Annotated in this window: 9 protein-coding genes and 1 riboswitch; all 9 genes read left to right on the top strand. The window is 42.6% G+C overall.

Features of this window, described 5'->3' with window-relative positions:
* Positions 1–64 precede the first annotated feature (64 nt).
* Complete coding sequence (locus LQE94_RS11855; RefSeq protein WP_118738010.1) at positions 65–601, top strand: hypothetical protein; 537 nt, start codon at positions 65–67, stop codon at positions 599–601.
* A gap of 74 nt (positions 602–675) precedes the next feature.
* A riboswitch (NiCo riboswitch) is annotated at positions 676–766 on the top strand.
* A 151-nt stretch (positions 767–917) separates the two neighbouring features.
* Positions 918–1,799: a cation diffusion facilitator family transporter gene (locus LQE94_RS11850; protein ID WP_117991755.1), complete on the top strand. Its 882-nt coding sequence runs from the start codon at positions 918–920 to the stop codon at positions 1,797–1,799.
* Between the two features lie 43 nt (positions 1,800–1,842).
* Positions 1,843–2,754: a hypothetical protein gene (locus LQE94_RS11845; RefSeq protein WP_118738011.1), complete on the top strand. Its 912-nt coding sequence runs from the start codon at positions 1,843–1,845 to the stop codon at positions 2,752–2,754.
* Between the two features lie 28 nt (positions 2,755–2,782).
* Positions 2,783–3,757, top strand: a complete 975-nt coding sequence (bsh, locus tag LQE94_RS11840) for a choloylglycine hydrolase (RefSeq protein ID WP_118738012.1) — start codon at positions 2,783–2,785, stop codon at positions 3,755–3,757.
* Between the two features lie 214 nt (positions 3,758–3,971).
* On the top strand, positions 3,972–4,982 hold the full coding sequence (locus LQE94_RS11835) for a response regulator transcription factor (RefSeq protein ID WP_118738013.1): 1,011 nt from the start codon (positions 3,972–3,974) through the stop codon (positions 4,980–4,982).
* 146 nt (positions 4,983–5,128) lie between these two features.
* Positions 5,129–13,339, top strand: a complete 8,211-nt coding sequence (locus tag LQE94_RS11830) for an InlB B-repeat-containing protein (protein ID WP_240577786.1) — start codon at positions 5,129–5,131, stop codon at positions 13,337–13,339.
* A gap of 10 nt (positions 13,340–13,349) precedes the next feature.
* Positions 13,350–13,838, top strand: coding sequence for a hypothetical protein (locus LQE94_RS11825; RefSeq protein WP_240577785.1), 489 nt, complete (start codon positions 13,350–13,352; stop codon positions 13,836–13,838).
* Positions 13,839–13,853: 15 nt separating this feature from the next.
* Positions 13,854–14,348, top strand: coding sequence for a hypothetical protein (locus LQE94_RS11820; RefSeq protein ID WP_240577784.1), 495 nt, complete (start codon positions 13,854–13,856; stop codon positions 14,346–14,348).
* Positions 14,349–14,359: 11 nt separating this feature from the next.
* Positions 14,360–15,067, top strand: coding sequence for a hypothetical protein (locus tag LQE94_RS11815; RefSeq protein ID WP_118738016.1), 708 nt, complete (start codon positions 14,360–14,362; stop codon positions 15,065–15,067).
* The last annotated feature ends 129 nt before the right edge of the window (positions 15,068–15,196 follow it).

Raw genomic sequence — 15,196 nt, 5'->3', positions numbered from 1 at the left:
GGCTTTTTTGCTTGCAAAAAAGCCGGAAAATCCCGTCCCAAAATGGCACTAGGAGGAAAAAAAGATGAGTTATATTACTACATATACAAGGAAACATTTTGACCCGGTAAACCCTGATCCGGAATTAATCTGTATCGAAGATATTGCTCATGCACTTCCGCTAATCTGCAGAGGAAATGGACAGGTTAGTTCATTTTGGTCTGTTGGGGAGCACTGTATTTTGTGTTCAAAAGAAGCTGTGGCAAGGGGCTATGAGGATCGACTGGTATTGGCACTTCTTTTGCATGATGCGAGTGAATGTTATATGTCAGATGTTCCACGTCCGTTAAAACAAATCATGGATATATATAACAAACAGGAAAAGCATTTGCTCGATGTTATATATACAAAATTTCTTGGTTCGACATTAAGCGAAGAAGAGGAGCGTCAACTAAAAGAAATTGATGATGCAGTTTTATGGTATGATCTGAAATATTTATTAGGTGAAGGAGAGGAAGCTGAAAAGCCCAAACTTCATGTAAATGTTGATTATACAGTACGTGAATTTAAAGAAGTGGAGCAGGAATATTTGAAATTATTTGAAAAATATACTTGCAAATAAATTCTTTTGAAATATTGACAAGTGATAAAACATATGATATATCTATCATAACTCTTTGCACTGCATATAAAACTACAGTACAAACTGAGCAGACCGTGATAGATTATCATGGAGTCGGGTCACACAAGTGACAGTGGAATGAATCTTTGCATCCACGGGACAGTAGTTGCTTATACTGGTTCGTGGGTGTTTTCTTTTTTTTTGGAAAACGTATCATATTTAATTCCCACATATATTAGTGCCATAGAGCTATCTTATTGTTACTGTTCACAGATACTGTGAACAGTAACATCTTATTTATTTGGAGGTAACGAATATGGAAACAAGTGATTTTCAAAAGGTGGCAAATAAGGTATCATTTATTACAATTATTGGAAATATTGTATTGTCGTTGTTGAAGCTTTTCGCAGGAATCATAGCACATTCCAATGCAATGATCAGTGACGCTATTCATTCCGCATCAGATGTATTTAGTACATTTGTAGTAATCATCGGAATAAAAGTATCTTCGAAAAGTGCTGATAAGGAGCATCCTTATGGTCATGAGCGTCTGGAATGTGAGGCTGCGATCATTCTGTCGCTGGTTTTATTTATTACAGGACTTGGAATCGGGCTGGAAGCATTAAATAATATAATGCAGGGAGAATATAATAACCTTCAGGTTCCAGGAATGTTGGCATTGATTGCTGCAATTATATCAATTGTCAGTAAAGAAGGTATGTATTGGTATACAAGACATTATGCCAAAAAAATTGATTCCAGTGCATTGATGGCAGATGCGTGGCATCATCGTTCCGATGCAATTTCTTCGATTGGAGCACTTATCGGAATCGCAGGTGCGAGATTAGGATTTCCAATAATGGATTCCATTGCAAGTTTAGTTATCTTTGTATTTATCGTAAAAGCAGCCTATAGTATTTTCAAAGATGCTATGGATAAGATGGTAGATCACTCTTGTGACGAGGATACAGAAAATGCAATCCGCGCGTGTGTAAGAAAGAATAAAAATGTGCGTGGAATCGATCTGCTTCAGACAAGAATTTTTGGAAATAAAATATATGTGGATATTGAAATCGCACTGGATGGAACTATGACCTTGCAGCAGGCACACAATATTGCAGAAGAAGTTCATGATGAGATAGAAAATGATTTTCCGAAGGTAAAGCATATTATGGTGCATGTGAATCCGGAAAAATAGAATGTCGAGGGTAGCCTTGAATAGAAAGTATAGAGAAATGTAAATGAATGAAAATCAAAAGGGAAAAATATATTATCATCTTCCGGGATTATTTGAATTTTATGAATTATATAGCGTATTCCTTCCATTATTTCAGAAACATAGAGAATATTTTTATGATTGGTGTGAAATAGGCTCTATATATGGTGCTCCGGCAGATTGCATCTGGGGAGGCGGACGAGTCGGATTTGGAGACTGCGATTCGCAAGCGGTGTTGAAAATGATGCAGAAATATGGAATTTCGGCAAGGCTTACATTTAGTAATTCATTACTGAAGGAAGAGCATTTATCAGATAAAAAGTGTAATGAATTGTGTGTACTGTTTGAAAATGCCAACGAAAAACAGAATGGTATTATTGTTCACTCTGATCTCTTATTAGAATATTTAAAAAATAAGTATCCGGGATTTTATTTTGTATCATCGACCACGAAAGTATTAACGGAATTTGAACAGCTCATGAATGAGGTAAACAGGTCAGAGTTTCGTTATGTAGTGCCGGATTTTCGGTTGAATAAGGCTTTTGATAAATTGGAGCAAATGACTGGAAGTGAGAAAGAGAAGATAGAGTTTTTGTGCAATGAATGTTGTTGGTTTGGGTGCAAAGACAGAAAATATTGTTATGAAACGGTCAGTCGGAAGAATCTGGGAGAAGATTGCCCGGAGCATCAGTGTCGTGCACCGGAGTCAGAACAGGGGTATCTTTTTTCGAAAGCTATGACAAATCCGGGATTTATTGGTATTGATGATATAAAAAATATTTATGTGCCAATGAGATTTTCAAACTTCAAAATAGAAGGTCGTAGCCTTGGCAGTGCATTAATTTTAGAATTTTTACTATATTATATGACAAAACCAAATTATCAGCTTCAAGTCAGAGAAGCAATATATTTGGATAATATGTTGGACCTGTTTTAGAAATACGATGTCTAAGGAGGAAAGCAGTATGTGTACAGCAGCAACTTATAAAACAAAAGATTTTTATTTTGGAAGAACACTTGATTATGAATTTTCTTACGGAGATCAGATTGCGATAACACCGCGCAACTATCCGTTGCATTTCCGACATGCCGGTGATATGGAAAATCATTATGCAATCATCGGAATGGCACATGTGGCAGGCGATTATCCACTGTATTATGATGCCATTAACGAAAAAGGTGTTGGTATGGCAGGACTTAATTTTGTGGGAAATGCAGTTTATGCGAATGTTCAGTCAGGGGTGGATAATATCGCACAGTTTGAATTTATCCCATGGATATTAAGCCAGTGTTCTTCAATCGTGGAAGTCCGTAAACTGCTTGGACAGATTAATATTGTAAATACGCCATTTAGTGAGCAATTTCCGTTGGCACAATTACACTGGATCATTTCAGATGAAAAAGAATCCATTACTGTAGAATCGATGGCAGATGGCATGCATATTTATGATAATCCGCTAGGAGTACTGACCAATAATCCTCCTTTCCCGCAGCAAATGTTTCAGTTAAACAATTATATGCATCTTTCTCCAAAGCAGCCGGAAAATAATTTCGGCAATGGGATCGAGCTTAATGCATATAGCCGTGGAATGGGAGCATTGGGGCTTCCGGGAGATTTATCTTCATCATCTCGATTTGTACGTGTGGCGTTTACGAAAGTAAATGCATTTTCCGGTGAGTCCGAGGAAGAAAGTGTCAGCCAGTTTTTCCACATTCTCGGTTCGGTAGATCAGCAGCGTGGTTGTTGCGAAGTGTCAGATGGAAAATATGAGATTACATTGTACACTTCTTGTTGCAATGCTACAAAAGGAATTTATTATTATAACACATATGAAAACCATCAGATCAGTGCAGTAGATATGCATAGAGAAGATTTAGAAAGTCAGAAATTGATCTGCTATCCGGTTATTCAAGGAGAAAAAATAAACTTCCAGAATTAGAGGGGTGGACCATTGGGGACGGAGTTTAGTGGCTTTTTGCGAGCAAAAAGCCACTAAACTCCGTCCCCAAATGGTCCACCAAACTCCGTCCCCAAATGGTCTTGTATGAAAATAATGTTTTTGATAATATAAATATATTAAACTGTTTAAATGTCTTTTATCGATAAAGATCATATTGGCAGAGAAAATAATTTTATAAGAAGTGGTGAAAGAAATGAAAACATCTGACAGAGTCATCCTTCCTTTGGTTGGAAGTGCATTTCAACCGGGAAAGGCAGCAGAAGCAATTGAAAGAATAGAAGATAAGGAACTGGCGCAGATTGCACAGGGAGAATATTATTTCTTCTCAGCTCAGGCAGAAAAATGTGTGGAGATGGTAAAAGATTATCTGGATCACGATGATGTGATGCTCCGGTTATCGGCGGATATGCTTTATATATTTGCGAATCTTACACTTGGAGATCCTCAGGCAGCACAGCATACAAGGGAAGATGTGCATCAGTGTCTGACATGGGCAATGCAGGAGGACGCGCCTGTGAATGTAAAGTCAGCATGTCTGTTCGCATTTTATGTAATCAGCACATTTCTTCATATACCGCCGGAGAAAGGAACCCCACCACTTCAGCAGTACATTCCGTATCTTCCAATTGGACAACGATTATTTGCAGTGAGTCTTTTAGCACATGAGATTTATCTGAGACAGGATTATGCAAAGGCAAAAGGTGTTGTACAGGGTGCATTTCTGATGGCAGACGGAGTTTATCCGATTTCCATGATTTATCTGGGGTGCGTACAGGCAATGTGTCAGATTAATCTGAAAGAACAAGAAGAAGCAATTCAGACGGTGACCCGGGCATGGGAGAGGGCAAGACCGGACAAACTCATGGAACCATTCATCGAGTATCATGGTCTGCTTCAGGGGACTTTGGAAGTCTGTATCCGGAGAAAAGAGCCGGAAATGTACAAGAAGCTGGCGGATGGTGTACTTGCATTTAGCCGTGGTTGGATGAAGATTCACAATCCCAAGACGCAAAAGGCAGTGACGGATCTTTTGACTCCGCTGGAATTTTCCATAGCCATGCTGGCGTGCAGGGATTGGACGAACAAGGAAATTGCAGAACATCTAGGAATGTCAGTGAATACAGTCAAGCACTATGTCTCTGGAATTCTGGAAAAACTACATATTGATAAACGCGATAAGATTAAAGAATTTGTAAATCAATAATATGATATGGAAAGTGTCTGTTTTACAGAGAAATTGTAAAATAGGCACTTTTTTTGCTTTCAACGGGCATGTGAGGATTGTATTTTTTTTGATACAATATGTATAGACACTTATTTTTGAGAAAAAAATGAGGAGGGATAATACATATGAAGAAACGTCTGATCAGTATGATTTTGAGTGCGGCACTGCTTGCAACATCGGTGCCGGTCACGACATTTGCTGAAGATGCGAATACGCAGAATCCGGTTGTGCATTCGGAGGAAGGAACGTCTCAGGGTTCGAATGTGCGGAAGGAATCCAGCATTGACTATAAGAAAAATGGAGGAGCGTTTGTGGAAGGATACACGGCTCCGTCTAATTACGACGAGCCGGTGACAGAACTTCCGGGAGCAGAGAAGATCACAAAAGCAGGATATGAGTTTGCCGGCTGGTATGATAATGAGGAGTTTAACGGGGAACCGGTTAATTTGCTTAGTACGGCTGATCATACTGGCAGCGTTGTCCTCTATGCAAAATGGACGGAACGTTACTATTATGTGGATATTCCACAGAAGGTCAATGCGAATGGGGATAAGTTTACGATAAAAGCGGATGCAGGTGGATTATATGACAAGGATTATGTGAGTGTGACAGTCCAGTCTGAAAATGACTGGAAATTAAAGAGTGGTTTACATAGTCTTGCATATGAACTGAGAAATCCGCAGAGTGGTTCGGCACTGGAAAATGGTTCGGTTGTCGCAAGTCTTACGAAAGATGAGAGCCATAAGCAGCAGGAATATGACTGCAACATTCTGGACAAACCGAACTATACGGGGGATTATACAGATCACCTGACTTTTGATATTGCATTTCAAGATACAACGTACAACATTAAATATGAGACAAATGGCGGAACTATCACGAAGAAGAATCCGCAGCAGGCAGATCAGATGCTCACAATAACAGAAGAGCAGTACCAGGCAGGAACTATTCTGAAGGATCTGCCGGCACCGGTGAAAAAGTCCAGTACATTTCTTGGCTGGTGTTACGATGAAGCATGCACCAGATATGTGGACAGTAAGGATCGTCTTTTGAGTGATGTGACACTGTATGCTTCCTACGCAGACAACCAGCCGATGGAAGAAGTGTCCATGGCGACTTATGCCAGAGCAAATGATGTGGCAACAGATTTTACGATTCCGGTGACGGATACAAGTGCTGCTATGACGCCTGACCAGGTGCGAAAAAATTTCACGATAAAAAACGTGACAGATTCTTCCGAAATGGTTACGGTAGATGTGACCGAAGGAGCAGACCATACATTTACGATCAGTAATCCGAACGGATGGACACCGGGGGCGGCCTATAAGTTGGAGCTTCAGGAAAAGGCATTATATTTTACAGGATTTGACCCGACGATCCGTGTCTATGATTTTACGGTCTACCGCGAAGAAGTCAAAAATGTAGAGTTAAATAAAGAGATTAAGTATATTCACAAGAAAGAGCTGTCCAATCTGACTGTAAATGGAAAGAAAGTAGAGGAAGTCTCAATCGCGGCAATGACGATTGGAACAGACGGTTCCCTGACCGAAGAAGGCAGTGACACGACCGGAACATTTACTTATAAGAAGCAGTTAGAAGTCGGCGACCAGGTCGCAATTTATTCCAGTGATGTGATCCCGACCATGGATATGTCCTCTGGTGACAACAGTGATGTGTCATTTGTCGAGATTATAGGAGCGGATGGTGACAAGTATACATATCGCGGCTCCAGACCGGAAGATGTGCTCTTTATGCCGGATGTGCTGCCGCTTTCTATGGATAAAGATCAGGACGGTGACCCGGATAATAACAGTGTAACGATTAATGTCAGTGATCTGACCTTTGGTGATGACGCTATGAGTCAGGCTATGGATCTGGACAGTGAGACAACCGTAGATGCGGGTGATTATCTGGCAATTTATACGGGGACAATGGGAGAGAATGGAAGCGGAGCTGTGTCTCTCTATGGAGAGATTACGAGCGTGCTGTTATCTGGAGACAAATATATAGTAAGCTATATTCCTGTGAGCGAAGAAGATATGCGTCAGACTATGGACGTGTATCAGAAGGAAAATGTAGAAGGTGAGGAGCTTCTGGAAGATACAGATGTGCAGGCGCTGGAAGAGGATATTGAGACACAGGCAGTAGACAGCGGATTTGCATCAGAAGTTGCAGAAAGAGTTGCTGATGCGGCAATGGAGACAGAATCTTTTGAGGAGCTTCAGGAATCTCTCAAGGAAGATATGAATGCAGATATCATGATTCAGAGCCAAAGCTATGGTCAGTTGAGAAAGGCAAGAGCTGCAGGTGGGGCAGGCGGTTCCCGTGTGGAATTAGGAGTACCGACGGTAAAAGCAAATCTCGGCACGACACTAAAACATTTTGACGGAGATGTGAGTGGACTAAGGCTTGCACTGGAGATCGGCGTGCCGATTACAATTCATGTGAACCGGGGCGCAGACATCGAGATCATGATCACGGCGACATTTGAACAGGAAGTGCGAGTATCCATCGATGTGGACGGTTCAGCCGTGTGGAAAACATGGGGATTTATTCCGTACATTGCAGATTACCGCGTAACGGCATCTCTGGAATTATATGAATACACAGGAATCGGACTAAATGTCAACTTCAAGACTGCAGAAACCGGAAACCCGGTATCTGATTCCAGTTCGAAATTACGAAAAGGTGTCAACAAGATTACCGAAGAGCTGAAGAATATGATGGAGAATGGCGAGGATTATCTAAATTCTGCATCAGGTCTCGTCAGTGGCGGAGATGAAATATCCGTATCCAAGTCCCTGGCAGAGAGGTACTCGGAACTTCTGGCAGACGAGGCAGACTGGGTGGAAATCTACAAGCGTCCGCTGGTAGACCAGCATTTCCGTGTGCTTCTGATCATTGATATTCAGGTGAAGCTGGAATTCGTTGTTTCCGCAAATGTGAACATTTCCATCGGAATGACGTACTGGTATAAGAATGCGAAAGAGTATGTCTTCTGTGTACGGGTCAAAGAGCGGACGGCGACCAATGATACGATAGATCTGGTAGAGGAGCAGTATGAATTTACGGCATATGCTATGGGAACTCTTGGCATCAAAGCCGGTGTGAGACTGACGGTGCGTGTGGGATTATTATCAACGTCCATCGCCAGTGTCGGTATCTCGGCGGATGTGGGCGGTTATGCACAGGTCTGGGGTTACCTCTACTACGAATTGAAGTATACGGCATCGGCAGGACGAAGCAGCCGTGCTATGGGAGCTATGTATCTGGAAATCGGTATTTATCTGGAAGTGAAGTTCGAGGCACAGGCACTGTCCAATGCATTTACCTATAATCCGACACTTTACGAGAACGAGTGGCCGCTTTATAGGGTAGGTGTTCTGGAAAATGTACTGGATTTTGCTTATACCCAGGATAAGATTGCCGAGATTAATATGAAGCGGGAGATTCAGTCGGTTCAGATTCCGGATGAATATTTCAAGATGCAATATATGGACATGAAGAACGGACTGGACGACGGAAAATATTACGAGAAGATTTACGAAGATGATACAAAGTATTTCAACATTTCCATGACGAACAGTGCGTTTACGTATGATCCGGCGACCAATATTATCCGTGTAAATCCAGGTGATGAGCCGGAGCAGGATGGCGAGATGATCATTACATGGAAAAACCAGGAAGGTACCTTCAATACGAAGCCGTGTGCAAGAAAGATCAAGCTTCACTGGGACCGCCTGCGAGATGGTTACTATATTGCATTCCAGAGTAATGGCGGATCTTTCGTCGATGCAATTACCGGAAAATATAATGCCGGGATCAAGAAACCGGAAGACCCGGTAAGACTCGGATACACATTTGCCGGCTGGTATGAGGACATGAATCTCACCATTCCATACACAATTCCGGAAACCATGCCGGAAGAAGACAGACTTGTCTATGCAAAATGGGAAGCAGCCGATGTGGGTTATACAGTCGTAGATTATATAGAAGGAACGAATGGAACCTATGAAGCACAGACTCCGGTCAAAATGAGTGGCAGGACGGAAGAGGAAGTAAGCCCGGTTCCGGCAGAGCGTACGGGATTTGTGACACCGCCGCAGCTTACGGAGACTGTAAAAGCAGACGGCAGTCTGGTCATCAATTACTATTATGCAAGAAATAAATATACACAGACATTTAAGTCCGAAAAAGAGAAGGAGAATGGAACTGAGACAGAAGTGATCGCAGACGGAAATTACCGATATGGAACCATGATGCCGACACCGGCAGTCTACAGACCGGGATATGAATTCCTTGGCTGGGAGGACGAAGAAGGCGCTGGGGTTCCAAAGGAAGTTCCATCTGAGAACAAGACCTACATTGCAAAATGGAAAGCACTGGAAGGCATTACTTATACCGTGAAATACTACGTGCAGAATACGGATAACAGTGGATACAGCTTAAGTGAGACTGCGGCTCTGACCGGACAGATGGGAGAGGAAGTCACAGCAAAAGCAGCAGATTTTGACGAGAAAGTCTATCACTTAAAAGGTGAACTGCCGAAGGGAACGATTAAGGCAGATGGCAGTCTTGTATTGAAAGTGTACTATGATCTGAATGAGTACAAACTGACCTTTGATGCAAAAGGAGGAGAATCAGACCAGACAGAAGTGACGGCAAGATATGGTGACAAGATTGCATCACCGATGCCGACAAGAAAAGGCTATGTATTTGAAGGCTGGTATACAGACGAGGCATGTGAGAACGCATTTGGCCAGACGATGCCGGCAAAAGATATGACGGTCTATGCAAAATGGGAGAAGCAGAAAGTCAACTATACAGTCCGGCATCTGATGGAAAAATTGCCAGATGCAGAAGAAGAAAACCCGGGTGGAGATAAAGAAGAGTATCCGGACTTAGATAAACCGGTTGAGGAAGAAAATCCATATATCTTATATGAAGAGGAAGTCTTTGCGGCATATCCGGAAGATAAAGTGACGCCGGACGTGAAGCGTTACGAAGGCTTTACTTCACCGGCAGCACAGACCGTGGCAGTGGACGGAAACGGCAACACAGTTATTGAATATAAGTATGCGAGAAATATCCATAAGCTGAAGCTGGTAGACCGCGGGGTCGATGAAAATAATATGGAAGGATTCGGAATGCCATTTGGTGCGGCAATTACAGAAGTAGCGATCCGGGATGGATATCGCTTTGAAGGCTGGTATACAGATAAAGATTTCAACAATCGATTCGATGGAACCATGCCGGACAAAGATCTGACGCTCTATGCAAAACAGACACCGGTGATGAGCAGCTATACCGTCTATCATTATAAAGAATCTGTAGATGGTTCTTACTTTGGTCTGACGGACGAAGAAGTATTAAGCGGCCTGACAGAATCAGAAGTGACTCCGCAGCCAAAACAGTATGAAGGATTTACTTCACCGGCGGCCAAGACAGGACAGGTAAATGGCTGGGGCGGACCGGATATCTGGTATCACTATACGCGGAACAGCTACAATCTGACTTATGTCCTGAATAATGGAGAAGATAACAAGACTTCAGAAGTTCGCTATGAGGCAGATATTACAAATACTCCGTCGCAAACAGGCTATGCATTTGCAGGCTGGTACACGGACGAAGCACTGACACAGCCGTACGTACAGACGACCATGCCGGCACATGACCTGACACTCTATGCAAAATGGGAAGCCGGAATGAAGACTTATCAGGTGAGACATTATCAACAGTCCATTGACAATTCAGAGCAGTATGATCTGGCAGGGACAGAAAATGTCACAGCTAAAACAGGAGAACATCTGACGCTTGCAGTAAAAGCGTATGAAGGATTTACAGCACCGGAGCCGGTTAGCTATGATGTAGTAGATGATGGCGAGATCACATATGTAGATTACAAATATACGCGTGACCGTCATCAGGTAACGATCCATTACAATAACGGTAATGACAGCGAGACAAAAGAACTTGCATATGGTGAGAAATGGGAGGAAAAACCATATCGTGCCGGTTATGCATTTGCAGGCTGGTATACAGACGCAGAGTTTACAAAAGCATTTGACGGAGTGGTTCCGGCACGTGACATCACACTTTATGCAAAATGGGATGTGCAGAGTGTAAACTACACAGTCAAGCATTGTCTGCAAAATGCCAATGATGACGGATATTCGCTGGGAGCACAGGAGAACTTCAACGCTGATACGGATACGGTTGTCACACCGGAAGTAAAGAACTTTGAAGGATTTACAGCACCGGAGAAACAGCAGGTGACAGTCGAAGGTGATGGAAGAACAATGGTCATTTACCGTTACACAAGAAATGTGCATACGCTGACGCTTAAGAACTACGATGGTAAGACAGATAAGACGGTAGAAGCAAGATATGAAATGTCCATACCGAAGCCGACAAGAGCCGGTTATGCATTTACAGGCTGGTATACAGATGAAAAATGTACGAAAGAGTACAAAACTAATATGCCTGATCAGGATCTGACACTTTATGCAAAATGGGAAGCAAACATCGTCAACTATGTAGTAGAACATTATCAGCAAAATGTACAAGATGACGGTTATACGCTGAAAGAAAGCAGTCATGCACGGGCGGCTGCGGATAGCGAAGTGACACCAGAGGTCATGAAATATAAAGGTTTCGAGGAACCGAAGACAGAGAAAGTTATCATTTCCGGAGACGGACAGACGACAGTGAAGTGCTACTATAAGAGAAATGTACATACAGTCACATTTGACGCAGATTCCGGAACATTCGCTGCAGAAAAGGGTGAGGACGACAGTAAGATTGTCGTGACCGGACGCTATGGTGCGAATATTATAGTGCCGAAAGCGCCGACAAGAACCGGATACCAGTTCCTTGGCTGGGACGAAGACGTTGAAATGACGATACCGGATAAAGACCTTACCTATAAGGCGCAGTGGCTGAAGATGGAATATACCCTTCAGTTCAAGACGGGAGAAGGAACGTCTGTTTCACCAATCAAAGGAAATTATGGTGATAAGATAAGTGTACCAAAAGACCCGACAAGAACCGGATACATTTTCAAGTACTGGAGTGAGAATGGTAAGAAGGTGGACAAGCTTCCGGCGACTATGCCGGCCGAAAGTCATATTTACACAGCAATATGGGAGCAGGAGACATACCAGATTACTTATGACTTAAATGGCGGAAGCATGAAGTCCGGGGAGAAGAATCCGACGACTTACAACGTGGATACCACTGTATTCAAACTGAAAAATCCAGTCCGGGCAGGATACACATTTACTGGTTGGAGCGGAACCCAAATTTCAGGAGTAAGTGACAATGTGTCTGTAAAACAGGGTTCTACAGATAACCGGACATATAAGGCGAATTGGAGAGAGAATACATATCAGATTACATTTATCTTAAGCGGTACGGAGGCAAAAGGCTCCATGGCAGCAAAGACGGTCAATTACACGGAAAATGTAATACTTCCAAAATGCGGATTCACCTGCAAAGGCCACTCCTTTAAGAGATGGTACACCGTGGATAAGAAGGGCAAGAAGACTTATTACTCTGACCGGCAGAAGGTGTCAAAGCTGACCGATGTAAACGGCGGTGTTGTGACACTCTATCCGGAATGGGAGGCAAATGTGTACAATGTTACATTTGACTATGGTGACGGAAGAGCGAAGACAGTTAGAAAGACTAAATACGGTGATAAATACCAGTTCCCGTCAGATCCGACACGTTACGGCTGGGAGTTCAAAGGCTGGAAAAAAGAAGGAGCCAACACAGCATTTGACATGAGTACGAAAGAGCTGCAGCTTCAGGACACGAAAGATATTACCTTATACGCAAGCTGGAAAGCGAACCAAAAATATTCTTACAGACCATCAAATTCCGGCAATACATATCGTGTGACAGATAAACATGAGTATACCAGATTTACTTATTATGTAGACGGTAATCAGACTTCTGTAAAGACAACCGGAGACAGTGGACTGAATCCGGCAAGATACCATTTGAATATGAAGAATATTTCCTATAATGCAGTACATCAGAATTATTCAAAGATGAGGATTAGGATTAGTTACAAGATTAAAATGGTAAAAGATGGTTATTCAGATCTGAGAATTTCCTACCATACGAAATCCGATAATAAGGATCACACAGAGTGGAAGAAAAATACGGAGGATCTGAAGAAGAAAAACGGTAAAACGATTACCTGTGAATATACACTTACGACCGGAAGCAAGATTGATGTGGACAGTCTGACGCTGGAATTTGATGCACATGGAATAGGACCGGATCGATATGATCTCAGCAATCTGAATGTAGATATTACATTTGAGTAGGAGGAAACAGATGAAAGAACATACAGAAAAAAATAAAATATTTATTGTCATTATCATCTGTCTGTGTGCGGTCATCATTGCGGGATTGATTTATTTCATGAAATTAAAAGGAGGTTCAGATTCGGCTTTTACGCCGGATCTGGATCCAAATGCGAAGACCCAGACAGCAGACGATACCGGGGAAAAGCCGACAGGAATCCGGATACCGGGCTATCCGTCCATTACGATTGAGGCAGACAAAAAAGACGTGCAGATGAACCTGATGAATCCGGAAGGAAACCCGTGTTACTTTACATTTGAAATTGTGCTTAACGACACAGGTGAGAACATCTACACATCAAAGATGGTAGAACCGGGGAAGGCAATTACAGAGGTGACATTAGACAAGGCACTTGCAGCGGGAGAATATCCGGCGACTATCAAGATTACGACAGCATCACTCACGGACGGTTCTGCCATGAACGGGGCAAATGTAGAGACTACATTAATTGCACAGTAACAGGAGGGGAGAACGATGAAAAAGAGAAGTATCAGAACACGAATTTTTTTCGCACTATTGACTCCGGTGCTGTTTACCTGTGTGGAAAAGCCAGCCTATGCAGCAACCACTCAGACGACAGGAAGTTCAACGGTCACCTATCATGTGGATCCTGCTTACCAGGTTACAATACCGGTAGATACAAGTATGCAGCTCAATGAGACAGAAGTTCCATATGGAAAAATTGTGGTAGATCAGGTGCAGATTGAGGATGGAAAATGTATCCAGGTGTCACTGTTAGCTGATTTTAACTTGAAGAATTCCAACAATTCAAAAGCAATAATTCCTTATCAGATTTTGGCTGGGGACGAGGCGGGAAGCCACCCATTTACATCAGCGCAGTATACAAAAGCCGGGGAAGAGACACCTCTTACTATCGCGATTAAAAAAGAAGACTGGAAGAAGGCGGTGGCCGGACAGTACTCAGATATGGTAACATTTACCATATCCTATGTAGACAAAAGTGAGTAAGGGGGGATTTCATGAGGGAAATAAAAGGAATTTCGTCAGGAAGTGTGGAAAACAGAAAAGTCAGAGTGACAATTGCACTAATTGCGACCATTCTGATTATAGCTGCGACAGTTATTGCCGTGTATTTTACAACCCTGTCTGTTTTAGCAGCAGATGCAGGAAGCACATCGAATTTCCAGAGTACCATAAGTACGACTGTACCGGATTCGCATAATATTCGTGTAGAAAAAAGTCATGCAGATGTAGTGATTGAAGGAGAAGAAGACCAGAGCGATGGAAACATGGATAACTTTGTTGTAGATCGTTTTGCAAAGCCGAAGATTCAGATCACACCGGAGAAAGGATGGAAGGTTTCAAGGATGCTTCTGAATGGGGAAGATGTTACGGAACAGTTCAAGGACGGATATCTGACACTGGAAGAAGTCTGTGAGGATCTGACACTGGTCATTGAGACAGCAGAAGATACCAGCGGCGGAGAAAACAAAGACCAGGACAAAGATAAAGATCCGGGAAAAAATCCAGATAAGGATAAAGATCCGAATAAAGGAACTACAGGCAGTGGAAAGGGAAAGGACTCAGGGGAGAAGACTCCGATGAATAAGCTGAAGAACTGGAAGGCTGCAGTCACAGGAGATGAAGCCAGACCGATGCTTTATACAATAGCAGTGATTGCAGCAGGAGTGATTAGTGTGCTGATATTAAGAAGAAAAAGTAAATAACAGGGCCGGTTGGGGACGGGGGACCAAATGGTCCCCCGTCCCTGCCTTATTCTTCAATAATTAACCGCCCTTCTATTTCCCTGCAAAGATGTTGCGTTACCATCATATATTCTTCGACCATTTGGGGAC

This window comes from Mediterraneibacter sp. NSJ-151, from assembly GCF_022487435.1.
GTDB lineage: Bacteria > Bacillota > Clostridia > Lachnospirales > Lachnospiraceae > Schaedlerella > Schaedlerella hominis.
This window is presented reverse-complemented; position numbering and strand designations above follow the sequence as displayed.

Bases quoted from the DNA above. Each gene is read 5' to 3' on its own strand.
- LQE94_RS11850 (WP_117991755.1), top strand. From the start codon at position 918: ATGGAAACAAGTGATTTTCAAAAGGTGGCAAATAAGGTATCATTTATT.
- LQE94_RS11845 (WP_118738011.1), top strand. From the start codon at position 1,843: ATGAATGAAAATCAAAAGGGAAAAATATATTATCATCTTCCGGGATTA.
- LQE94_RS11815 (WP_118738016.1), top strand. From the start codon at position 14,360: ATGAGGGAAATAAAAGGAATTTCGTCAGGAAGTGTGGAAAACAGAAAA.
- LQE94_RS11820 (WP_240577784.1), top strand. From the start codon at position 13,854: ATGAAAAAGAGAAGTATCAGAACACGAATTTTTTTCGCACTATTGACT.
- LQE94_RS11855 (WP_118738010.1), top strand. From the start codon at position 65: ATGAGTTATATTACTACATATACAAGGAAACATTTTGACCCGGTAAAC.
- LQE94_RS11825 (WP_240577785.1), top strand. From the start codon at position 13,350: ATGAAAGAACATACAGAAAAAAATAAAATATTTATTGTCATTATCATC.
- LQE94_RS11830 (WP_240577786.1), top strand. From the start codon at position 5,129: ATGAAGAAACGTCTGATCAGTATGATTTTGAGTGCGGCACTGCTTGCA.
- bsh (WP_118738012.1), top strand. From the start codon at position 2,783: ATGTGTACAGCAGCAACTTATAAAACAAAAGATTTTTATTTTGGAAGA.
- LQE94_RS11835 (WP_118738013.1), top strand. From the start codon at position 3,972: ATGAAAACATCTGACAGAGTCATCCTTCCTTTGGTTGGAAGTGCATTT.